The 20,804-nt window shown below is 57.6% G+C and carries 17 protein-coding genes and 7 pseudogenes; 18 read left to right on the top strand and 6 right to left on the bottom strand.

Annotated features, from left to right (window positions below; genetic code table 11):
- Window positions 1–97: 97 nt before the first annotated feature.
- Together GKE73_RS13960 and GKE73_RS13965 are read left to right on the top strand one after the other, a co-directional pair.
- A pseudogene (locus GKE73_RS13960) lies at window positions 98–1,769 on the top strand (ABC-F family ATPase).
- Window positions 1,770–2,035: 266 nt separating this feature from the next.
- Window positions 2,036–2,767 carry an SDR family NAD(P)-dependent oxidoreductase gene (locus GKE73_RS13965; protein WP_230370467.1) on the top strand — a complete coding sequence of 244 codons (732 nt, stop codon included), beginning with the start codon at window positions 2,036–2,038 and terminating at the stop codon, window positions 2,765–2,767.
- Window positions 2,768–2,857: 90 nt separating this feature from the next.
- Here GKE73_RS13965 and cysB read toward each other — a convergent pair whose 3' ends face one another.
- Complete coding sequence (gene cysB / locus GKE73_RS13970) at window positions 2,858–3,802, bottom strand: HTH-type transcriptional regulator CysB (RefSeq protein WP_230370468.1); 945 nt, start codon at window positions 3,800–3,802, stop codon at window positions 2,858–2,860.
- A gap of 118 nt (window positions 3,803–3,920) precedes the next feature.
- Between cysB and GKE73_RS13975 the strand changes: the two genes are divergently transcribed.
- The 16 genes and pseudogenes from GKE73_RS13975 (at window position 3,921) to GKE73_RS14020 (ending at window position 16,066) form a co-directional block, all read left to right on the top strand.
- Window positions 3,921–4,628, top strand: coding sequence for a phosphoadenylyl-sulfate reductase (locus tag GKE73_RS13975; protein WP_230370469.1), 708 nt, complete (start codon window positions 3,921–3,923; stop codon window positions 4,626–4,628).
- Window positions 4,629–4,676: 48 nt separating this feature from the next.
- On the top strand, window positions 4,677–5,096 hold the full coding sequence (locus tag GKE73_RS21730; protein WP_245393849.1) for a ferredoxin-like domain-containing protein: 420 nt from the start codon (window positions 4,677–4,679) through the stop codon (window positions 5,094–5,096).
- Complete coding sequence (locus GKE73_RS24875; protein ID WP_312854456.1) at window positions 4,979–5,455, top strand: nitrite/sulfite reductase; 477 nt, start codon at window positions 4,979–4,981, stop codon at window positions 5,453–5,455. The genes GKE73_RS21730 and GKE73_RS24875 overlap by 118 nt, the downstream gene beginning before the upstream one ends.
- A complete protein-coding gene (locus tag GKE73_RS21740) occupies window positions 5,380–6,180 on the top strand; it encodes a ferredoxin-like domain-containing protein (RefSeq protein WP_312854576.1) in 801 nt (266 codons plus the stop codon). Before GKE73_RS24875 ends, GKE73_RS21740 begins: the two co-directional genes overlap by 76 nt.
- Window positions 6,102–6,338 (top strand): hypothetical protein, encoded by a 237-nt coding sequence (locus tag GKE73_RS21745; RefSeq protein WP_376767359.1) that lies wholly within the window; start codon window positions 6,102–6,104, stop codon window positions 6,336–6,338. The genes GKE73_RS21740 and GKE73_RS21745 overlap by 79 nt, the downstream gene beginning before the upstream one ends.
- Window positions 6,339–6,382: 44 nt before the next feature.
- On the top strand, window positions 6,383–6,640 hold the full coding sequence (locus GKE73_RS23685; protein WP_280954944.1) for a DUF934 domain-containing protein: 258 nt from the start codon (window positions 6,383–6,385) through the stop codon (window positions 6,638–6,640).
- A gap of 5 nt (window positions 6,641–6,645) precedes the next feature.
- Window positions 6,646–6,819 carry a DUF934 domain-containing protein gene (locus tag GKE73_RS23690; RefSeq protein WP_280955206.1) on the top strand — a complete coding sequence of 58 codons (174 nt, stop codon included), beginning with the start codon at window positions 6,646–6,648 and terminating at the stop codon, window positions 6,817–6,819.
- Between the two features lie 254 nt (window positions 6,820–7,073).
- A pseudogene (locus tag GKE73_RS13990) lies at window positions 7,074–7,738 on the top strand (OmpA family protein).
- Window positions 7,739–7,867: 129 nt separating this feature from the next.
- A pseudogene (locus GKE73_RS13995) lies at window positions 7,868–8,805 on the top strand (bifunctional riboflavin kinase/FAD synthetase).
- A pseudogene (gene ileS / locus GKE73_RS14000) lies at window positions 8,802–11,588 on the top strand (isoleucine--tRNA ligase). Before GKE73_RS13995 ends, ileS begins: the two co-directional pseudogenes overlap by 4 nt.
- 92 nt (window positions 11,589–11,680) lie before the next feature.
- Window positions 11,681–12,164 (top strand): annotated as a pseudogene (gene lspA, locus GKE73_RS14005) (signal peptidase II).
- A gap of 64 nt (window positions 12,165–12,228) precedes the next feature.
- Window positions 12,229–13,155 (top strand): 4-hydroxy-3-methylbut-2-enyl diphosphate reductase, encoded by a 927-nt coding sequence (gene ispH / locus GKE73_RS14010; protein ID WP_230370470.1) that lies wholly within the window; start codon window positions 12,229–12,231, stop codon window positions 13,153–13,155.
- A gap of 167 nt (window positions 13,156–13,322) precedes the next feature.
- On the top strand, window positions 13,323–13,772 hold the full coding sequence (locus GKE73_RS26640; protein ID WP_446686333.1) for an ATP-binding protein: 450 nt from the start codon (window positions 13,323–13,325) through the stop codon (window positions 13,770–13,772).
- 7 nt (window positions 13,773–13,779) lie between these two features.
- On the top strand, window positions 13,780–14,142 hold the full coding sequence (locus tag GKE73_RS26645; protein ID WP_446686334.1) for a hypothetical protein: 363 nt from the start codon (window positions 13,780–13,782) through the stop codon (window positions 14,140–14,142).
- Between the two features lie 32 nt (window positions 14,143–14,174).
- Window positions 14,175–15,227 carry a molecular chaperone HtpG gene (gene htpG / locus GKE73_RS26650; RefSeq protein ID WP_446686335.1) on the top strand — a complete coding sequence of 351 codons (1,053 nt, stop codon included), beginning with the start codon at window positions 14,175–14,177 and terminating at the stop codon, window positions 15,225–15,227.
- Between the two features lie 152 nt (window positions 15,228–15,379).
- The gene (locus tag GKE73_RS14020; RefSeq protein ID WP_230370471.1) at window positions 15,380–16,066 is read left to right on the top strand and encodes a DUF1345 domain-containing protein; all 687 of its coding nucleotides are present in this window, start codon (window positions 15,380–15,382) and stop codon (window positions 16,064–16,066) included.
- 77 nt (window positions 16,067–16,143) lie between these two features.
- Here the strand turns inward: GKE73_RS14020 and GKE73_RS14025 are convergent, their stop codons facing one another.
- From GKE73_RS14025 to GKE73_RS14045, 5 genes and pseudogenes are all read right to left on the bottom strand, one after another.
- The gene (locus tag GKE73_RS14025) at window positions 16,144–16,770 is read right to left on the bottom strand and encodes a glutathione S-transferase N-terminal domain-containing protein (RefSeq protein ID WP_230370472.1); all 627 of its coding nucleotides are present in this window, start codon (window positions 16,768–16,770) and stop codon (window positions 16,144–16,146) included.
- A 135-nt stretch (window positions 16,771–16,905) separates the two neighbouring features.
- Complete coding sequence (locus tag GKE73_RS14030; RefSeq protein WP_230370473.1) at window positions 16,906–17,601, bottom strand: SIMPL domain-containing protein; 696 nt, start codon at window positions 17,599–17,601, stop codon at window positions 16,906–16,908.
- A gap of 61 nt (window positions 17,602–17,662) precedes the next feature.
- Complete coding sequence (locus GKE73_RS14035; protein WP_230370474.1) at window positions 17,663–18,814, bottom strand: GGDEF domain-containing protein; 1,152 nt, start codon at window positions 18,812–18,814, stop codon at window positions 17,663–17,665.
- A gap of 146 nt (window positions 18,815–18,960) precedes the next feature.
- Window positions 18,961–19,757, bottom strand: a pseudogene (locus GKE73_RS14040) (ABC transporter ATP-binding protein).
- Window positions 19,754–20,653: pseudogene (locus GKE73_RS14045) on the bottom strand (ABC transporter permease). The pseudogenes GKE73_RS14040 and GKE73_RS14045 overlap by 4 nt, the downstream one beginning before the upstream one ends.
- Window positions 20,654–20,804 lie beyond the last annotated feature (151 nt).

Consider the following 20,804-nt stretch of genomic DNA (forward strand, 5'->3'; position numbering starts at 1 on the left):
ATAACAGGTATCGGGGTGTAACATCGGGAGCGGGGTAATTTGTGATAGAATCCTACGTTTTTCCGATACTTACGGCTATTTGGCTTAAGGATCCAGCGTGATTACCACTAATAACATTACCATGCAGTTTGGCGCGAAACCGTTGTTCGAGAAGGTTTCGGTCAAATTTGGTGAAGGAAACCGTTATGGCCTGATTGGTGCCAACGGTTCCGGCAAATCGACTTTCATGAAGATTCTGGGCGGCGATCTGGAGCCCACCGGTGGTGAAGTGGCCATCGAAACCGGGCTGCGTCTGGGTAAGCTGCGTCAGGACCAGTTTGCCTATGAAGATCAGCGCGTTCTTGATGTCGTGATGATGGGGCATACCGAGATGTGGGCCGCGATGTCCGAGCGTGATGCCATTTACGCCAATCTCGAAGCTACCGAAGAAGATTACATGCACGCCGCCGAGCTGGAGGCGAAGTTTGCGGAATTTGGCGGTTATACCGCCGAGGCGCGTGCTTAGAGCTGTTGATGGGCGTGGGGATTCCGCAAGAGCAACACAATGGCCCGATGAGTGAAGTGGCCCCGGGTTGGAAGTTGCGCGTGCTGTTGGCGCAGGCGTTGTTCTCCGATCCGGATATCCTGCTGCTGGACGAACCGACCAACAACCGGATATCAACACCATTCGCTGGCTGGAACATGTGCTCAACGAGCGCAATTCCACCATGATCATCATTTCTCACGACCGTCACTTCCTGAATTCGGTCTGTACCCATATGGCGGATCTGGACTACAACACCATCCGTATCTATCCGGGTAACTACGATGATTACATGATCGCCTCGACCCAGGCGCGTGAACGTCAATTGTCGTCCAATGCCAAGGCCAAGGAACGTATCCAGGGAACTGCAGGAGTTCGTGGCACGTTTTTCGGCCAACAAGTCCAAGGCACGTCAGGCGACTTCTCGTCTCAAGCAGGTGGACAAGCTCAAGTCCGAAATGGTGGAGGTCAAGCCATCCAGCCGTCAAAGCCCGTTCATCCGTTTTGAGATGGATGACAAGATGAAGTTGCACCGTCAGGCGGTGGAAGTGGCCGGGCTGAGCAAGGCTTATGACGACAAAGTGTTGTTCCGCGGCGTGAACTTCATTCTGGAAGCCGGTGCCCGTCTGGCGGTTATCGGTCCGAACGGTGCCGGTAAATCTTCGCTGGTGAAATTGCTGGCCGGTGCATTCCAGTCGGAGTGGGCGGATGGTGTGGTGGCGGATGCTTCGGCACCATCAAGTGGGCGGAAAAGGCCAAGGTTGGTTACTTTGCCCAAGACCACGAAGCTGAGTTTGACAGTGATCGCACGTTGACCGAATGGATGCGCGACTGGGGCCGGGAAGGGGATGACGAGCAGGTTATCCGTGGCACGCTGGGCCGTTTGCTGTTTGGCAGCAATGATGTCGACAAGCCGGTGCGTGTGCTGTCTGGCGGGGAAAAGGGCCGCATGCTGTATGGCAAGCTGATCCTGACCAAACCCAATGTGTTGATCATGGATGAACCGACCAACCACATGGACATGGAGTCGATCGAATCGCTCAACATGGCGCTGGAACAGTTCAAGGGCACATTGATTTTCGTGTCGCATGACCGTCAGTTTGTCAGCTCGCTGGCGACCAATGTGCTGGAGCTGGATGGCAACGGTGGTTACGACTACTACACGGGTAATTACGAAGATTATCTGGCGAGCAAAGGCCGGAATAAGGTCTTTACCGGGCGTCGACAACCATGGCTGGCAGCGTAAGCGCTAAGCGGGTTGTCGCGCTAGTGTCTTGTTTTTACGGCCCTAAGCAAGTTTTAAGCGCTTGCTTGGGGCCTTTTCTTTACCCGTCGCGTGGAGTGCGCTATATTGCAGTGCGCGATTGTTGCACTGCAATATGTGCGCCGCAGCATCAGCGTGTCAGATATCCATATCAAGAACAGGGAACGAATCCCGAAGGTCGATGGCGGAACATTGAACCTGGCAGGCCGCCGGGTTGCCTGCAACCTCATAGTTACTAAGGATAAACCATGCGATTAAAAGGGAAAGTCTCCATCATTACCGGTGCAGCAAGTGGCATCGGCAAGGCAACCGCTCAGAAGTTTGTCAAGGAAGGCGCCATCGTTGCTGTTTGCGACCTTAACCTGGATGCGGTCAATGCCGTTGTGGAAGAGCTGAAGGCAGCAGGTGGCGAAGCCGTAGGTTATGTGGTCAATGTAACCGACAAGGCTCAGATCGCTGATATGGTTGCTGATCTGAAAGCCAAGTTTGGCCGCATTGATGTACTGGTCAACAACGCCGGTATCGTGATGGATGCCCAGCTGATCAAGATGACTGAAGATCAGTTCGACAAAGTGATCGATATCAACCTAAAAGGCGTTTACAACTGTACGCGCGCCGTGGTGGATACCATGGTGGAACAAGGTGCCGGTGTTATCCTGAATGCGTCTTCGGTCGTGGGTGTATACGGTAACTTTGGTCAGACCAACTACGCTGCTACCAAGTTTGGCGTGATCGGTTTTGTTAAGACCTGGGCCAAGGAACTGGGCAAGAAGGGTATTCGTGCCAATGCCGTTTGCCCGGGCTTTGTTGCTACTCCGATTCTGAAAGCCATGCCGGAAAAAGTGATCGAAGCCATGGAGTCCAAGGTTCCGATGCGCCGTCTGGCTCAGCCGGAAGAAATCGCCAACGTCTATGCCTTCCGGCTTCGGACGAAGCGAGCTACATCAATGGTGCTGCCATTGAAGTTACCGGTGGCCTGACGCTGTAATTCACCGTGCAAGCATAAAAAAAGCCCTGCATCGCAGGGCTTTTTTGTTTTCGGACAACCTGCAGAGGTTGGCCGAAAGGCGTTACTCTTCCGCTTCGGCATTGTGTGCCAGCAGGGCAGCATCCACTTGCTTGCGGTGCAGGTGCGGTGCAAAAAGTTCGATGAAAGTATAGGCAAAGCCGCGCAGATAAGCGTCCTTGCGGATACCAATCTTGGTGGTGGAGGCTTCGAACAGGTGGCTGGCATCGATACTGCGCAGCTTGCTGTCGCGTTCCGGTTCAAATGCCATGGTGGCGATGATGCCGATGCCAAGCCCCAGAGTGACGTAGGTCTTGATCACGTCGGTATCGATGGCTGTCAGCACCACGTTGGGTGTCAGACCCGCCTGCTCGAAGGCTTTGTTGATCTTGGAGCGCCCAGCAAAGGCAAAGTCATAGGTAATGATGGGGTAGGCGGTGATGTCGGCCAACGTAAGCGGGCGTTCCAGTGCCAATAACGGATGGCCTTCCGGTACGACTACGCTACGATTCCACTCATAGCAGGGCAGCATGGCCAGTTCCCGATACAGCGAAATGCCTTCGGTGGCGATGGCAAAATCGGCCTCACCCGTGACCACCATTTCGCAAATCTGGGTTGGGCTACCCTGTTTGATGGAGAGCCGCACCTTGGGATAGCGGCGGACAAATTCGGCAATGGTGCCGGGCAGGGCGTAGCGCGCCTGGGTATGGGTGGTGGCGATGGTGAGCGCACCTTCTGCCTCGCGGGCAAACTCGTCGCCGACGCGTTTCAGATTTTGTGCTTCGCGCAAGATCCGCTCGGAGATACGCAGTACTTCCTTGCCTGGCTCGGACACCGAGACCACACGTTTGCCGTTGCGGATGAATACCTGAATACCCAGTTCATCTTCCAGTAGACGAATCTGTTTGGAGATGCCTGGCTGCGAGGTATGCAGCTTTTCCGCAGCTTCCGAGACATTCAGTCCCTGTTTGGCCACTTCGACCAAATAGCGTAGTTGTTGTAATTTCATTGTGCCAGTGCACCCATAAAACCTAGAGCAATTAAATACTAACACAATATTCTTTTAAGTTTATAAGAGGCTTGGGTAGGATGGGCGGCAACCCCAAATTGAGATCATGGAGCGCTCGATGAGCCTGGATGAAAAAATTGCCCGCACGCAAGCCTTGTTGCGGGAAATCGCCGCGCAGCATCCTGATGCCGTGCTGGCCAACAGTTTTGGTGCCGAAGACATGGTCTTGACCGACCTGATTGCCCGTCTGGGCTTGTCGCTGGGCATCTTCAGCCTGGACACCGGGCGCTTGCCGGATGCCACTTACACGCTGATGCAGCAAGTGAAGGAGCGCTATCCGGCACAGCCGGTCACCGTGTATTTCCCGCAGACGGAGGCGACGGAAGCGTATGTCAACCTGCACGGGATTAACGGTTTTTACCAGAGCGTCGAGTTACGCAAGGCATGTTGTCACATCCGCAAGATCGAGCCACTCAAACGCGCCCTGGCGGGCAAGTCGGCCTGGCTGACCGGGCTGCGCCGCGAACAGTCTCCGACGCGGCAGGATCTTGGGGATCGTGAATTTGATGCCGATCACGGCCTGATGAAATTTAACCCGCTGATCGACTGGAGCGAGAAAGACGTCTGGGACTACATCCACCAACATGAAGTGCCCTATAACGCCTTGCACGACCAGCATTATCCGTCCATCGGCTGTGCACCATGTACCCGTGCCATTACCCTTGGCGAAGATGTGCGCGCCGGGCGCTGGTGGTGGGAAAACCCGGAAACCAAAGAATGCGGCCTGCACGTCAAAGCTAGCCCGCTCAAGCGCCCCACTGTTTAAGGTTGGCCGAAACCGCTTTCGGCCAACCTGTTTGAAGGACACCCACCCATGTACCGTTATGATGAAGTCGACGAACGCATCGTCAGAGAGCGCGTCGAGCAATACCGCGATCAGACCCGCCGTTTTCTGGCGGGCGAACTGACCGAAGACGAGTTCCGGCCCTTGCGCCTGATGAATGGCCTGTACGTGCAGCGCCATGCCCCGATGCTGCGCGTCGCCGTGCCGTATGGCCATTTGCGCAGCGTGCAGTTGCGCAAACTGGCGCATATCGCCCGCACCTACGACAAAGGCTACGCCCACTTCACCACCCGCCAGAACGTGCAGTTCAACTGGCTTAAGCGCTGGAAACCGTGCCGGATATCCTGTCGGAACTGGCCGACGTGGAAATGCACGCGATCCAGACCTCCGGCAACTGCGTGCGCAACACCACGACCGATGCTTTCGCCGGTGTGGCGGCGGATGAGCTGATCGACCCACGGCCGTATTGCGAGATCATCCGTCAGTGGAGCACGCTGCATCCGGAATTTGCCTTCCTGCCGCGCAAATTCAAGATCGCCGTGTCCGGTAGTGTGGAAGACCGTGCCGCGACGCTGGTGCACGACGTGGGCTTGCACGTGGTGAAAAACAGCACCGGCGAAGTTGGCTTCCGCGTTTATGTTGGTGGTGGCCTTGGCCGTACGCCGATGGTGGGCGAGGTGGTTCGCGAGTTCCCTGCTCAGCCCGGCATATCCTCAGCTATCTGGATGCCATCCTGCGCGTCTACAACCGCTTTGGTAAGCGCGACAACAAATACAAGGCGCGCATCAAGATCCTGGTTAAAGCCCTGACGGCCGAGGCGTTTGCCGCCAAGGTTGAAGACGAATGGCAGCATCTCAAGGATGGCCCGACCACCTTGCGCGATGTCGACATTGCCCATTACGCCAGCTTCTTTGCCGCTCCGGCGTATCAGGAGCTACCGTCCAACCCGTCAGAATTTCAGCAGCAGTTGGCCGAAGATCGTGCCTTTGCCCGTTGGGTGCAACGCAACACCCATGCTCACCAGCACGCAGGCTACCGCTCCGTGGTGCTGTCGCTGAAGAAAACCGGCGTGCCGCCGGGCGATATCACCGCCGAACAGATGGAAGCGGCCGCAGCTTGGGCCGATCGCTTCGGCTTTGGCGAACTGCGTGTCTCGCATGAACAGAACCTGATCCTGCCCGACGTGCGCGAGCAAGACCTGTACGAGCTGTGGCAGCTGGCCAAGCAACATGGCTTTGCCACCCCCAATATTGGCTTGCTGACCGACATCATCTGCTGCCCGGGCGGTGATTTCTGCTCGCTAGCCAATGCGCGCTCCATCCCGGTAGCCGAGGCCATCCAGCGCAAGTTTGACGATCTGGATTACCTGTTTGATCTGGGGGACATCGACTGCAACTTCTCCGGCTGCATGAACGCCTGCGGCCATCACCATATCGGCAACATCGGCATCCTGGGGTGGATAAGAACGGTGAGGAGTGGTACCAGATCACTCTGGGCGGCAGTCAGGGTAGTCAGGCGACCATCGGCAAGGTGATTGGCCCGTCGTTTGCGCAGGCCGACGTGCCGCTGGCGTTTGAAAAAATCATGTCGGTTTACGTAGAGCAACGCCCGGAAGGCGAGCACTTCATCGAAACGGTACGCCGAATCGGCCTCGACCCCTTCAAGGAGCGTGTCTATGCAAAACATCATTAAAGACGGTCAGTTGGTTGACGATAACTGGCAACTGCTGCGTCCCGATGAAAACGGTGTACTGCTTCGCTGTGGCCGACGAGCAGGATGTCATCGTGCCGCTCGCTTCCTGGCTGGCGGCACGCGAGGCATGGTTGGCACGTGGCGGCCAGACAGCAGTGTGGTTGTCGCCCTCCGATGACCTCACCTTGCTCCGCCCGGACCTGCCATCCTTGCCGCTGATTGCGATCGATTTCCCGTCCTTTACTGACGGACGCGGCTATAGCTTGGCGCGATTGTTGCGTGAACGCTACACTTATGCTTAAACGAACTGAGAGCGCTGGGCGATATCTGGCAGGACTTGGTGCATTACCTGTGGCAAGTAGGCTTTAACGCCTTTGAAATAAAGCATGGCAAGAATCTGCAGGATGCGGTCAAAGGCTATGACACCTTCTCCGAACGCTATCAGGCCACGTGGCGGCAGCCGTTGCCGTTGTTTCGCTAAACGTATCGCAGAAAAATAATGTGTTGTTTTTTTGTTACGGAATGCGCGCCGCACAATGAAAAATGATGTTTTTATACAACATTTTCGTTTAACGTCGGGTGAAGCTGTGTTGACACCGGGTTGCGGCATTCCTATAGTCCCGACTAACTGCATAAACACAGCTTGGCGAGTACCCTGTTGTTTGCAGTAGAATCGTTAAGTGTGGTCTTTGCGCCTTTACGCATTACCAATTCATAGATTAAAGAGGGAATAACATGACTAAACAGCTGAAACTGAGCGCCCTGGTTGCCGCTCTGCTGGTTTCCGCTAGCGCGTTTGCTGCTAAACCGGGTTATACCGCAGACCAATCGACCGATGCCGTTACCCGCAACAACTACGGCGAATGCTGGAAAACCACCTATTTCGACAAAGCCAAAGACGGTTTGGTTGAATGCGGTGATGCAGTAGCGGCCAAACCGGTCGTTGCAGCCAAGCTCTGGTTGCTGTTAAGGAAAAATACACCCTGTCCGCCAAGGTGTTGTTCAACTTCAACAAGTCCACCCTGCGCGCTGATGCCAAGAACGAACTGGACCCGCTGGTTGCCAAGCTGAAGTCCTACAACGGCGAAAACCACCTGAATGGTGTTGAAGTTGACGGCTTCACCGACTTCCCGGGTTCTGAAAAGTACAACCTGGCCCTGTCGCAAAAACGTGCTAACACCGTTAAGGACTACTTCGTCGCTGCTGGCGTACCGTCTGAAAAAGTGACCGCCGTTGGTAAGGGCAAAGCTGAAGCCAAGATGACGGAAGAGTGCAAGGCCAAGTTCCCGAAATACGCCAAGAACAAGAAGCAGAATGCTGCTATCAAGGCTTGCATCGAGCCGGATCGTCGCGTAGAAGTTGTTATCGACGGTGTGAAGGAATCCACCGTTCAGCAATAAGCCTGATGGCTGTTGCAAAAAAAGCCCCACAATGTGGGGCTTTTTTGTTTTTGCATCACCGGGTTAACGGCTGGACGGTGTAGACCCCCGACGGCTACAATCAGAAGTTTTCAGGAAGCAAGACGGCGAATGCAGGTATTTCTTGGAGATCCGCGCGGTTTCGGGCTTTCGGGCTGTGCCCTGACGATTGGCAATTTTGACGGTGTTCATCTGGGACACCAGAAGATGCTTGCCCGCCTGAAACAGGAGGCGCAGGCCCGGGGGCTGCCGACGGCCTTGCTGACTTTTGAGCCGCATCCCCGCGAATTTTTTGGCCGTGCCAATCCTCCCGCCCGCTTGTCGACGTTACGCGACAAATTCTCCTTTCTGCAGCGACTGGGTTTGCTGGATTATGTTTTCGTCTATCGCTTCAATCAGAGTTTTTCCCGCATGCTTAGGCCGGAGATTTTATCCATCAGGTGCTGGTGACGGAGTTGAAGACGCGTTACTTGCTGATTGGCGATGATTTTCAGTTTGGCGCTGATCGTAAGGGGGATTTTGCATTGCTGTCCGCCTGTACCGACTTTGTGACGGAGGCGATGCCGTCCGTGCTGGTCCAAGGTGAGCGGGCGTCCAGTACGCTGGTACGTGAACGACTGGCCTTGGGTGATATGGATTCGGCCGCGACCTTGCTGGGGCGTGTGTACCAGATTTCCGGCAAAGTGGGGCATGGCAAGAAGCTGGGGCGTACCATCGGTTTCCCGACGGCCAATGTGCATTTGCCGCATCTGAAGCCAGCGTTGCAGGGCGTGTTTGTGGTCGAGGCGGATACGCCATACGGCCGGTTGGGCGGCGTGGCCAGCCCGGGACTTAATCCTACCGTGAGTGATACGCCGGATTACAAGCTGGAAGTGCATCTGTTTGATTTCTCCGGCAACCTGTATGGTCAGCGCATTACTGTCCGTTTCCTGAAAAAATTGCGCGATGAAGCGCGTTATGATGATTTTTCCGCACTGGTGGCCCAGATCGAACTGGACGCGGCCAGTGCCAAAACCTATTTGACCAGTTTGCAACGAGAGCAGGCATGAGCATCGACTACCGTAAAACCGTCAATCTGCTGGATACCCCGTTCGCCATGCGAGGGGATCTGGCTAAACGTGAACCGGCGTGGGTCAAGCGCTGGCAGGAAGAAAAACGTTACGAAAAGCTGCGCAAGCTGACAGCCGGACGTCCCAAGTTCATCCTGCATGATGGCCCCCCGTATGCCAACGGCGATATTCACATCGGTCACGCGGTCAACAAGGTGCTCAAGGACATGATTGTCCGCTCCAAGACGCTGGCGGGTTTTGATGCGCCCTACGTGCCGGGCTGGGACTGCCATGGTTTGCCGATTGAATTGATGGTGGAAAAGCTGCACGGCAAGGAGATTCCGGCTGCCAAGTTCCGCGAGCTGTGCCGCGAGTACGCCAAAGAGCAGATCGCCCGCCAGAAGAAGGATTTCATCCGTCTGGGGGTGCTGGGCGACTGGGATAATCCGTACCTGACGATGGACTTCAAAACCGAAGCCGACATCGTGCGTACGCTGGGCAAGATTTACGAAAACGGCTACCTGTTCAAGGGCGAGAAGCCGGTGCACTGGTGTATCGAGTGCGGCTCGGCGCTGGCCGAGGCGGAAGTGGAATATGAAGATCGCACCTCGTCGTGCGATTGATGTGGCGTTCAAGGCGCTGGATGGTGAACGTGTGGCGCAGGCGTTTGGTCTTTCGGCCAACGTGGACGATGCCTATGCGGTGATCTGGACCACCACGCCGTGGACCTTGCTAAACCAACCAGGCCGTGGCCGTGAGCGCCAGCCTGACCTATCAGCTGATCGATACCCCCAAAGGCAAGCTGATTCTGGTCAAAGAGTTGGCCGAAGCCGCGCTGGAACGCTATGGTTTTGCCGGTAGCGCGGTATTGGCGGAAACCACTGGCGCCAAGCTGGAACATCTGCGTCTGCAACATCCGTTCTACGCTCGCGTGGTGCCGGTGATTTGCGGCGATCACGTGACGACCGATGCCGGTACCGGCCTGGTTCATACCGCCCCGGCGCATGGTCTGGAAGATTATCAGGTCGGTTTGCTGTATCAGCTGCCGATCGACAATCCGGTTGCCGATGACGGTCGTTACAAGTCGACCACCGAACTGTTTGCTTAACTTGTCGGTGTGGGACGCTAACCCGAAAGTGATCGAAACGTTGGCCGAACGTGGCGCGCTGGTGCACCAGACCAAGCTGCTGCACAGCTACCCGCATTGCTGGCGTCACAAAACCCCGATTATTTTCCGTGCCACCGCGCAGTGGTTCATCGGCATGGACAAGGTCGGGCATGGCGGGCATACCCTGCGTGCGCGTGCCAATCAGGCCGTGGACTCCACCGAGTTCTTCCCGTCCGGGGGCGTGCACGCCTTGAGGCCATGATCGGCAATCGCCCGGACTGGTGCGTGTCGCGCCAGCGTAACTGGGGTGTGCCGATGACCTTCTTTGTGCACAAGGAAAGTGGCGAACTGCATCCGCGTTCGGCCCAGCTGCTGGAAGAAGTCGCCCTGCGTATCGAGCAGCAGGGGATCGAAGCTTGGTTCAGCCTGGATGCCAAGGAGCTGCTGGGCGACGAAGCCGAACAGTACCGCAAGCTGAGCGATACGCTGGACGTGTGGTTCGACTCTGGTTCCACCCATTTTGCCGTGCTGAAGCAGCGCCCGGAACTGGCATGGCTTAGCTGATTTGTATCTGGAAGGCTCCGACCAGCACCGCGGCTGGTTCCAGAGCTCGATGCTGACCGGTTGCGCCACCATTGGCCGTGCGCCGTATCAGCAGCTGCTAACCCACGGTTTCGTCGTGGATGGCAAGGGCCTGAAGATGTCCAAGTCCAAGGGCAACGTCGTGGCGCCGCAAAAGGTCAACGACAGCCTGGGCGCGGATATTCTGCGGTTGTGGGTGGCTTCCACCGATTACTCCGGCGAACTGGCGATTTCCGATGAAATCCTCAAGCGTGTGACGGAAAGCTATCGCCGCTTGCGCAACACCTTCCGCTTCCTGCTGGCCAACCTGTCGGACTTCGATCCGCTGGAAAACGCCGTACCGTTGGCCAAGCTGCTGGAAGTCGATCAGTACGCCCTGCACATGGCGCGTACCTTGCAGGAAAAAGTGGCAGGTGAACTGTATCCGCGTTATGCCTTCCACTTTGCCGTGCAGGAAATCGTCAATTACTGCTCGGAAGACCTCGGTGCGTTCTATCTGGACGTGTTGAAAGACCGGCTGTACACCACGCAGGCCGACAGCCACGCGCGCCGCAGTGCGCAGACGGCGCTGTACCACATCACCCGCAGCCTGCTGTTGCTGGTTGGCCCGATCCTGTGTTTCACCGCGGACGAAGCCCGGGAAGTGCTGACCAAGAGCGGCGAAGAATCCACGCTCTATCACACCCGGCACGAGTTCCCGAGCCTGCCGGAAGCGGCCGAGCAGCAATTGGTGGCCAAGTGGCAGTCGATTCGCGACTTCCGCGCGCAGGTCAACAAGGAAATCGAGGCGCTGCGCAGTGCCGACAAGCTGGGCTCATCGCTGCAGGCCGAGCTGGACATCGAAGCCAATGGCGATTTGCTGCAACAGCTGCAAAGCTTGGGCGATGATCTGAAGTATGTCCTGATCGTATCGCGGGCGACGGTGAAGGAAGGTCCGGCTACGCGTATCACCGTGACCCCGTCCAGCCATGCCAAGTGTGACCGCTGCTGGCATTACCGTGCCGATGTGGGCAGCCATGCTTACCATGGCGCGGTGTGTGGCCGCTGTGTCGATAATATTGATGGCAAGGGCGAAAGCCGTCTGCACGTTTGAGCCCGTGGGCCGTGCCGCCGTCGTCTGGTGTCAGGCGAGGGCGGCAGCGGCTGTGAGCGCGTGAAAGTATTTTGATGGAATCTGTAATGAGCATGCCGCAAGCCAAAGGTTGGCCGAAATGGCTGGGACTCGCGCTGTTGGTGATTGTGCTGGACCAGCTGTCCAAACTCTATTTCAACGGCCATTACCAGTTTGGAGAAATGCGCGAGGTGATTCCCTGGCGTGTTCAACTTCACCTTGCTCTACAACCCCGGTGCGGCCTTCAGTTTTCTGGCGGATGCCGGTGGCTGGCAAAAGCATCTGTTCAGCCTGCTGGCTTTTGCCGTATCCGGCTGGCTCGGGTTCAATATCATCAAGGGGCGTTTCAGCGGCCTGATGAATCTGGCGGCGGCGTTCATCATGGGCGGTGCGCTGGGTAATGTGATCGACCGCATGGTGTATGGCCATGTGATCGACTTTATCCAGATTCACTACTATGCCAGCTGGTATTACCCGGCGTTCAATCTGGCTGATTCCTTTATCTGCGTGGGTGCCGCGCTGATGGTGATCGATAGCCTGAAAAAGCCGCAACACTGATTCCACCCTGAGCGGGCCGCTGGCGACACTGCCGCGGTCCGCTGTCATTTTGCAAGGACCTCTGATGACCAAGACCATCATGCTGGCCAATCCGCGTGGCTTCTGCGCCGGGGTGGACCGTGCCATCGCGATCGTGGAGCGCGCCTTGTCGCTGTACGGAGCGCCCATCTATGTGCGGCACGAAGTGGTGCACAACCGTTTTGTGGTGGATGACTTGCGCGCCAAAGGTGCCATTTTCATCGAGGACCTGCACGATGTGCCGGTGGGGTCGACACTGATTTACTCGGCCCACGGCGTGCCGTTGTCCGTGCGCGAGCAGGCCGAGCAGATGGGCTTGCGCGTGTTTGATGCGACCTGTCCGCTGGTGACCAAGGTGCATGTCGAGGTCAAGCGCATGCACAAGGCAGGCATGGAGATCATCATGATCGGCCATGAGGGACATCCGGAAGTGGAAGGCACCATGGGCCGGGTGGCTTCCGGTATGTATCTGGTGGAAAGCGTGGAGGACGTTGCCACGCTACAGGTACGCAAACCGGAAGCACTGGCTTATGTCAGCCAGACCACGCTGTCGGTGGACGAAACGCGCGACATCATCGCCGCGCTCAAGGCGCGTTTTCCGTTGATCAATAGCCCGAAGAAAGACGACATCTGCTATGCCACGCAGAACCGGCAGGATGCGGTAAAGGAACTGGCGGCCGATTGCGACCTCATCATCGTGGTGGGCTCGCCCAACAGCTCCAACTCCAATCGCTTGCGCGAAGTGGCCGCCTTGCGTGGCGTGGAGGCCTATATGGTCGACAATGCCAGTTTGTTGCAACCGGAATGGTTTGACGGCAAGCAGCATGTTGGCGTTACCGCGGGCGCCAGCGCACCGGAAGTGCTGGTGTCTGCCGTGGTGAAGCAGATCAAGGCCTATGGCGCGGAGTCGGTCTCCGAACTGGATGGCGTCAAGGAATCCACGGTCTTTGCCCTGCCGCCTGCCTTGCGTTAAGCCGTTGCGGTTGGCCTGAAGGTTGGCCGAAGTCGTTAGCTGCTACAGCCCGCCCTGATGCGGGCTGTTTCTTTTCGGCCAACCCTGACTGGCTTGCGGGTATTGAAAAGTGCGGTTGTGCCCCTATCTGCAAAGCCATTGTTCACCAACTAACGTTGATACTGACCATGAGCGCACAGAAAGAAACCCCGGGCTTTCAGACCGAAGTCAAACAGCTGCTTCACCTGATGATCCACTCCCTGTATTCCAACAAGGAGATCTTCCTGCGTGAACTCATCTCCAACGCCTCCGATGCCGCCGACAAGCTGCGTTTTGAAGGGCTGGCCCATCCGGAACTGTTGGAAGATGATCCGGACCTGAAGATCCGCATCAGCTTTGACAAGGATGCCAAGACCATCACGATCAGCGATAACGGCATCGGCATGAGTCGTGATGAAGTGATCGCCAATATCGGTACCATTGCCAAATCCGGTACCAAAGCCTTCTTCCAGCAGTTGACCGAAGACAAGCAGAAAGATGCCAACCTGATCGGCCAGTTCGGGGTTGGTTTCTACTCCGCCTTCATCGTGGCAGACAAGGTCACGCTCAGTACCCGCCGTCTTAGGCACCGGCCATGAGCAGGGCGTGCGTTGGGAATCGCAGGGCGAAGGCGAGTACACGCTGGAAAGCATCGAAAAAGCCGGGCGTGGTACCGACATCGTGCTGCATCTGAAAGAAGGTCAGGACGAGCTGCTCAACGACTGGACCCTGAAAAACATCGTCCGCAAGTATTCCGACCATATCTCGATCCCGATCGAGATGAAGAAGGGCAACAGCTACGGTGAAAACGGCGAAGTCATCGAAAGTGACGAGCTGGAAGCCGTCAACTCCGCCTCCGCGCTGTGGACGCGCAACAAGAGCGAGATCAGCGAAGAGCAGTATCAGGAATTCTACAAGCACGTGGCGCATGACTTCACCGAGCCGCTGGCCGGAGCCATGCCCGCGTAGAAGGTCGTCAGGAATACACCGAGCTGCTGTACGTGCCGTCGCGCGCGCCGTTTGACATGTGGGACCGCGAGCGCAAGCAAGGCGTGAAACTGTATGTGCGCCGCGTGTTCATCATGGAAGACACCGAAAAGCTGATGCCGCATTACCTGCGTTTTATCCGCGGGGTGATCGACAGCAACGACCTGCCGTTGAATGTCTCGCGTGAAATCCTGCAGGAAAGCAAGGATATCGACGCCATCCGCAACGGTTGCGTGAAGAAAGTGCTCGGCCTGTTGGAAGATCTGGCTGAGAACCAGCCGGAAAAATATCGCACCTTCTGGCAGGAATTTGGTCAGGTCCTGAAAGAGGGCGTGGGCGAGGACGCGGCCAACAAGGAACGCATCGCCAAATTGCTGCGCTTTGCCTCCACCACGCAGGAAGGTGACGAGCCGAGCGTGACCTTGGCTGACTACGTTGCCCGCATGAAGGAAGGCCGGGAGAAAATCTACTACATCACTGCCGATACGCTGGCGGCCGCCAAGAACAGCCCGCATCTGGAAGTATTCAAGAAGAAAGGCGTTGAGGTTCTGTTGCTGACCGACCGTGTCGATGAATGGGTGGTAGGCTCGTTGTTCGAGTTTGACGGCAAGCCGCTGCAATCCGTTGCCAAGGGCGAACTGGATCTGGGCAAGCTGGAAGACGAGGCCGACAAGGAAGCCCAGAAGCAGGCGGAAGAACACGCCAAGCCGGTGGTAGAGAAAGTACAAAAGGCCTTGGGCGACAAGGTCAAGGAAGTACGTGCCACCGCGCGCCTGACCGACAGCCCGGCCTGCCTGGTGGTGGGCGAACACGACATGAGCGCCCATCTGGAACGTCTGCTCAAGGCGGCTGGCCAGTCGGTTCCTGCTGCTGCCAAGCCGATTCTGGAGATCAACCCGGAACACGTGCTAGTACAAAAACTGGCTGAGGAAAGCGACGAAAACCGTGCTTACGATCTGGCGCAAGTGCTGTACGATCAGGCGCTGTTGGCCGAAGGCGGCAAGCTGGATGATCCGGCAACCTTCGTCAAACGCATCAATAAACTGATGCTGGAATTGTCGGCCTGATCCGGCTGGTTTCGGCCAACCCCGGCTGAAACGGCTGTCTGACTACACGCCGCCCTGCTTTGGCAGGGCGGTTTTTTTATGGCGAGGCGTACCGCTGGCGCTAGCGGGCGATTAGACTGGCACACTGGATTTAATGGGAAACTGTCTGCGCCATGTCTGTTTTGTCTGTGCTGGTTCGTCGCCATGTCTGGTTACGTATGCTGTGGGCGCGCCCTCGTCTGGTCTTGTCGGTCTGTTTTGGTGGATTGGTGGTGCTGGGCTTGCCACACTTGATGGTGCTACAGCCAGTAACGCGCTACATCGTTGGCTGGAATGCCGGTGCCGGGTTGTATCTGTTGCTGGCATTACGCATGATTTTCCGTGCCAGCGAGGAGCATATTCGGCGGCGGGCCCATATCGAGGACGAAGGGCAGTGGCTGGTGTTGGGGCTGGTGATTGTGGCCGCCATCATCAGCCTGATGGCGATTGTGGCGGAACTGGCCGTCAGCAAGGACATGCACGGCTATTGGCGCAGCGCTCATATTGCCTTGGCAATTCTCACCATTCTGTCTTCCTGGCTGTTTACCCATGTCATGTTTGCCCTGCATTACGCGCACGATTACTACACGGCACGGGCGCGGGGCATTCCACCGGGGCTGGAGTTTCCCGGTGCCGAGGCACTGGATTACAGTGATTTTCTGTATTTTTCCTGCATTATCGGCACGTCAGGGCAGACGGCGGATGTCAGCTTCAGCTCGCGGCGCATGCGCCGTCTGGGCACGCTGCACTGCGTGGTGGCGTTCTTCTATAACGCCACCGTGCTGGCGCTGATGATCAATATTGCCGCCGGGCTGATTTGACTCGGCACAGGGAGTGCGCTGCCGTTTTGCCTGTCAACGCCAAGCCCTTGCCCGGCAATAAAGGTTGGCCGAACCGATCAGGCGGCGCGTTCGGCGGGGGCGGGCGGTTGGGTGTCGATGAAGGACTGCCGGGTGAACAGGCGTTCCAGCAGGGCCGCCAGGTTGGGATAGAGTTCGCGCCATGCCAGTTGCGGCGCATGCACGTCCAGATAGGCGAGACAAACGCCTACCGCGATATCGGCCAGACTGTAGCTGACGCCATTGCACCATTGTCGGTCGCCCAGATCATGCGACAACGCGGCCAGCCCGCGCTCGATCTTGCCTTGCTGGCGTTCAATCCATTCCGGCATCTGCTTGTCCGCCGGGCGTCGGCGTTCCAGCACGATGGCAACCATGGCATCGCAGATACCATCGGCCAGCGCTTCCCAGCGCCGGGTGTTGATCAGCGGGCGGTTCTCTTGCGGCAGAATGCGCGATACCGGTGAGATGTTGTCCAGATACTCGACGATCACCCGCGAATCGTACAGCGTGGTGCCATCATCCAGTTCCAGCACCGGCACTTTCCCCAGCGGATTATGCTCCGGTACCGTCGTGCCTTCGACCCACGGCAAGGCTTCTTGCAGCGGGCAGTCGATTTTCTTTTCGGCCAACACGATACGTACTTTACGAGCGTATGGGCTGGTCAGCGAAGCGATCAGTTTCATGATGTGTGGATAGTCTGGATGTCGGCGACGTGCCAGCGTAGAGGCGCTGGCTACCGTCGTTACTTTAGCTCAACATTCAACAGGCTTAAAGCCTTAATCCCATGCCAAGTGCCCGCTGAGGGGAAAATGGCGGGTTTACTCGAGAATCAGTTTGCCGTTGACCTGAATCTGCAACACGGTTTGCCCCGGTTGCCAGTCGGGCTCGCTGACGGCGCCTTCGCTCGCCACGCTCAGGCTTTTCGCTTGCAGTAGCCGGGGCGGGCGTTCGCTGCTGCGGCTGTTACCAATCTCCAGTTCTGCGATGTGATGAACTTTCTTGCCCAGTGCCGTGGCGCTGATGCGGGCCTGTTCCTGCAGATCGGCGATTGCGTTGGGGATCAGCGTGTTTTCCATGCGGCGACGGCTGGCATCGGACAAGGAAAACTGCATGCCTTCCATCAGCATGGATTGTTGCAGCACGGCCACCAGTTGCGCGGCTTGCTGCATGTCACGGCTTTTCAGCCGTACCTCCGCCCGCCCCTGCCAGCCGCGAATCTTGCCGTTCCTGTCGTAATCCGGCCATGTGTTATAGGCGCCACTGGTGAGCGTGACATGGCTGTAGCGTCGCCCTTCGGCCAAGGCGTGCGCCGTTGCCTGATTGAGGTGGTCGGCAAGCAGGGCGGGCTGCGGCTGTTTTTCCTGCAGGTAGAAGGTGGCCTCGATCTGGTCGTTGGGCACTTCTTGCCGGGCTTGCCCTACCAGCCGCAGTTCCGTGGCGTTCCCGCCCGCCATGGCTAGTGGCGCCGTCACTAACAATGCCAGCGCGCACAGCCTTTGCATCTTGGATTGCATCATCACTCCTCCGTGGTAAAACGCCTCACTGAGCGGTTGGAGCACATTGGCGGCACAAGGTTCATCCGGCGGGCATGGCCACGACCCTGTTACGCCCTTGATACTTGGCCTGATACAGATAGTCATCGGCTTGCTTGATCAATTGGGTCAGGCTGGTGGCTTCCGTTGCCAGCATGGCCAGCCCGATGCTGACGGTGATGACATGTTCGTTGTGGAGCATCAGTGCCTCCACCGCCGCTCGTAGCCGCTCGGCGATGTGGCGGGCGGTATCCGCCGGGGTGTCGCGCAGCAGAATGATGAATTCTTCGCCACCGTGGCGGCCCACCACGTCCTGTGGCCGGACATGCTGGCGCAGACAGTCGGCCACGGCCTTCAGCACCTCGTCACCGTACAGATGGCCATGCTGGTCATTGATGCTCTTGAAGTGATCCAGATCGAGCATCAACACCGCGAGTGGCTGTTGCCCGGTCTGTGCCTCATGGACGCTGCGTTCGGCCAACCTTCTGAAGGCGCGCTGGTTGTATAGGCCGGTCAGGCTGTCGCGCTGGGCTTGTTCGGCCAACTTGTCCACGGCGCCAGCGTAACGTCGGTAAACGATAAACAGGCAGTAACCATACGAGGTCCAGAACATACTCAGGGACAGCAGACCTTGCAACGAGGCCTGAGTAAGCGTCATGGCCTGTGGTACCGGCCAGATCAGCGGGATGCGCAGCAGCGGAATGGCCACTTGCAGCAGCGCCAGTAGCAGCAGCGGGCGGTAGCTGTCGCGCGCCGAACCGTGTCGCACCTGCCTGATGCGCCAACTGCCCCACAGCCAGATCAGGACATAACCTGCCATGATGATGCTGATGCGCAGGTTGGTATGCAGCAGGATGTAGTCCTGACTGAGCAATAGCAGCTCCACCAGCAAAACCAGCACGTACAGCCACCAACTGCGCGGCTGTCGGGTGAAATGTTCGGTGGCGATCAGCATGTGCAGGCTGGCAGCAAGAAACAGCAGGTTGGCCAGCACCAGCTGATGCCAGAAGCCCAATGGCGTCGGCAACAGATAGATCATACCGGCCAGACTGCTGAGAATGCCGACAATGCCTAATGCCAGCAGCGGCTTATCGCCGCGGCTTTTGCGCCAGAACAGCAGGATGATCACGGTCAGCATCAGGCTGTAACCGCTGGTACAGAGCAGCGTGGCGCGTATATCCAGAAGCGATTGCATGGGTGAGAAGCCGGGTAAGAGTCGTATCAGGGCTAAAAAATATGACGAAACGTTACCATCGCTTTGTTTTAATCTAAAGAAAAATCCCCCGATGCTGTGGCGACTGAGGCCACGACAGCATCGGGGGACGCGAGGGACGGGCGGAATCAACCCAGTAACAGGGCGTCGTCGTCCAGCTTTTCTCCACGGGTTTTTTCAAACATCGCCAACAGGTCGGGCACATCCATGCGGCCACGCTCCTCACCGGTGACATCCAGTACCACGCGGCCCTGATGCAGCATTACGGTACGGTCGCCGTGGTCCAGCGCCTGACGCATGGAGTGCGTCACCATCAGTGCGGTCAGCTTGTTTTCCCGCACGATGCGGTCGGTTAGTTCCAGCACGAAAGCCGCGGTTTTCGGATCGAGTGCCGCGGTGTGTTCATCCAGCAACAACAGGCGCGACGGTTGCAACGAAGCCATCAGCAAACTGACGGCCTGACGTTGGCCACCAGACAGCAAGCCCATGCGATCGCCCAAGCGGTTTTCCAGACCCAGTTGCAACGTGGCTAGCTTGTCGCGGAAGCGTTCGCGGTATTCATTCTTGACGGCACGTGCCAGTCCGCGTTTTTGTCCGCGTTGCAGCGCGAGCGCCAGATTTTCCTCAATGGTCAGCCCTTCACAGGTGCTTAAGCCAACGGGTCCTGAAACACGCGTGCCACCAGTCCGGCCCGTTGCCGGGCGGAGAGGCGGGTCACATCCTGATCATCGATGAACAGACGGCCGGAATCCGGCGTGATATCACCACTGATGGCGTTGAGGAAGGTAGATTTACCCGCACCATTACTGCCGATGACCGTGACAAACTGACCGGCTTCGATCGTGAGCGACAGGCCACGCAGAACCCGGTTTTCCAGCGGCGTGCCGGGGTTAAAAGTCTTGAACAGGTTGTCGGCGCGCATCATGATGCCTGCCCTCCTTGTTTGCTGCGCAGTTTGCCCTTGAGCTTGGGCAGAATGAGCGCCGAGGCCAACCAGCACGGCGGTGATCAGGTTAAGGTCCTGTGCTTGCAGACCAATGAAATCGGCATTGAGCGCCAGCGCAATCAGCAGACGGTAGAGCAGGGCGCCCAGCACGGTGGCCAGCGTAACCAGCCACAGGCTGCGCGGAGGCAGCAGGGTCTCGCCAATGATGACGGCCGCCAGACCGACCACGATCGTGCCGATACCCATGGAGATATCGGCGCCGCCCGGGTTTGCACGTACAAGGCACCGCCCAGCGCGATCAGCGCGTTGGAGAGCGCCATGCCCGCCATGGTCATGCGGTTGGTGGAAATCCCTTGTGCGCGGGCCATGCGCGGGTTGGCACCGGTGGCACGCAGCGCCAGACCGGTTTCCGAGGCAAAAAACGCATCCAGCAACAGTTTCGCGACGATGACGATCACCGCCAGAATGGCTAATACTGGATCAGCCGGGCATTATCACCGTTGATAAACGGGCTGAATACCGTCGGCAGGCCAATCAGAGCCACGTTCGGCGCACCCATGATACGCAGGTTGATGGAGTACAGCGCAATCATCACCAGAATACTGGCCAGCAACTGCAAAATACCCAGCCGGACATTCAGCCAGGCCGTTACCCAGCTAAGCCGCGCCACCGGCAATGACGGCGATACCGCACGCCAGCCAAGGATCATGCCCCGCGGCGATCAGGGTGGCCGCCACGGCACCGCCCAGCGGGAAGCTGCCGTCTGCGGTCAGATCGGGAAAATCGAGCAAGCGGAAGGAAATCAGCACGCCCAGCGCTACCAGCGCAAAGATCAGGCCGATTTCCAGTGCGCCCATCAATGAAATCAACGACATGCATACCTCTCGAGAAAGCGGAAATCCCTTGTGAGGTTATCCGGACACGGCGCGTGATCGCTTGCCGTGAAACTATGGCTGCAATAACAAGGTTGGCCGAAGATCACTTCGGCCAACCTTGTCGGTCTTGCTTAATGGTTTACCAGCCCTC

Source organism: Paludibacterium denitrificans (assembly GCF_009707705.1).
GTDB classification, from domain to species: domain Bacteria; phylum Pseudomonadota; class Gammaproteobacteria; order Burkholderiales; family Chromobacteriaceae; genus Paludibacterium_A; species Paludibacterium_A denitrificans.

Bases quoted from the DNA above. Each gene is read 5' to 3' on its own strand.
- GKE73_RS14035 (WP_230370474.1), bottom strand. From the start codon at position 18,814: ATGCAATCGCTTCTGGATATACGCGCCACGCTGCTCTGTACCAGCGGT.
- GKE73_RS23685 (WP_280954944.1), top strand. From the start codon at position 6,383: ATGAAAACGGTGTACTGCTTCGCTGTGGCCGACGAGCAGGATGTCATC.
- GKE73_RS21730 (WP_245393849.1), top strand. From the start codon at position 4,677: ATGTACCGTTATGATGAAGTCGACGAACGCATCGTCAGAGAGCGCGTC.
- ispH (WP_230370470.1), top strand. From the start codon at position 12,229: ATGACCAAGACCATCATGCTGGCCAATCCGCGTGGCTTCTGCGCCGGG.
- GKE73_RS13965 (WP_230370467.1), top strand. From the start codon at position 2,036: ATGCGATTAAAAGGGAAAGTCTCCATCATTACCGGTGCAGCAAGTGGC.
- GKE73_RS14030 (WP_230370473.1), bottom strand. From the start codon at position 17,601: ATGCAATCCAAGATGCAAAGGCTGTGCGCGCTGGCATTGTTAGTGACG.
- GKE73_RS14020 (WP_230370471.1), top strand. From the start codon at position 15,380: ATGTCTGTTTTGTCTGTGCTGGTTCGTCGCCATGTCTGGTTACGTATG.
- GKE73_RS14025 (WP_230370472.1), bottom strand. From the start codon at position 16,770: ATGAAACTGATCGCTTCGCTGACCAGCCCATACGCTCGTAAAGTACGT.
- GKE73_RS26640 (WP_446686333.1), top strand. From the start codon at position 13,323: ATGAGCGCACAGAAAGAAACCCCGGGCTTTCAGACCGAAGTCAAACAG.
- cysB (WP_230370468.1), bottom strand. From the start codon at position 3,802: ATGAAATTACAACAACTACGCTATTTGGTCGAAGTGGCCAAACAGGGA.
- GKE73_RS13975 (WP_230370469.1), top strand. From the start codon at position 3,921: ATGAGCCTGGATGAAAAAATTGCCCGCACGCAAGCCTTGTTGCGGGAA.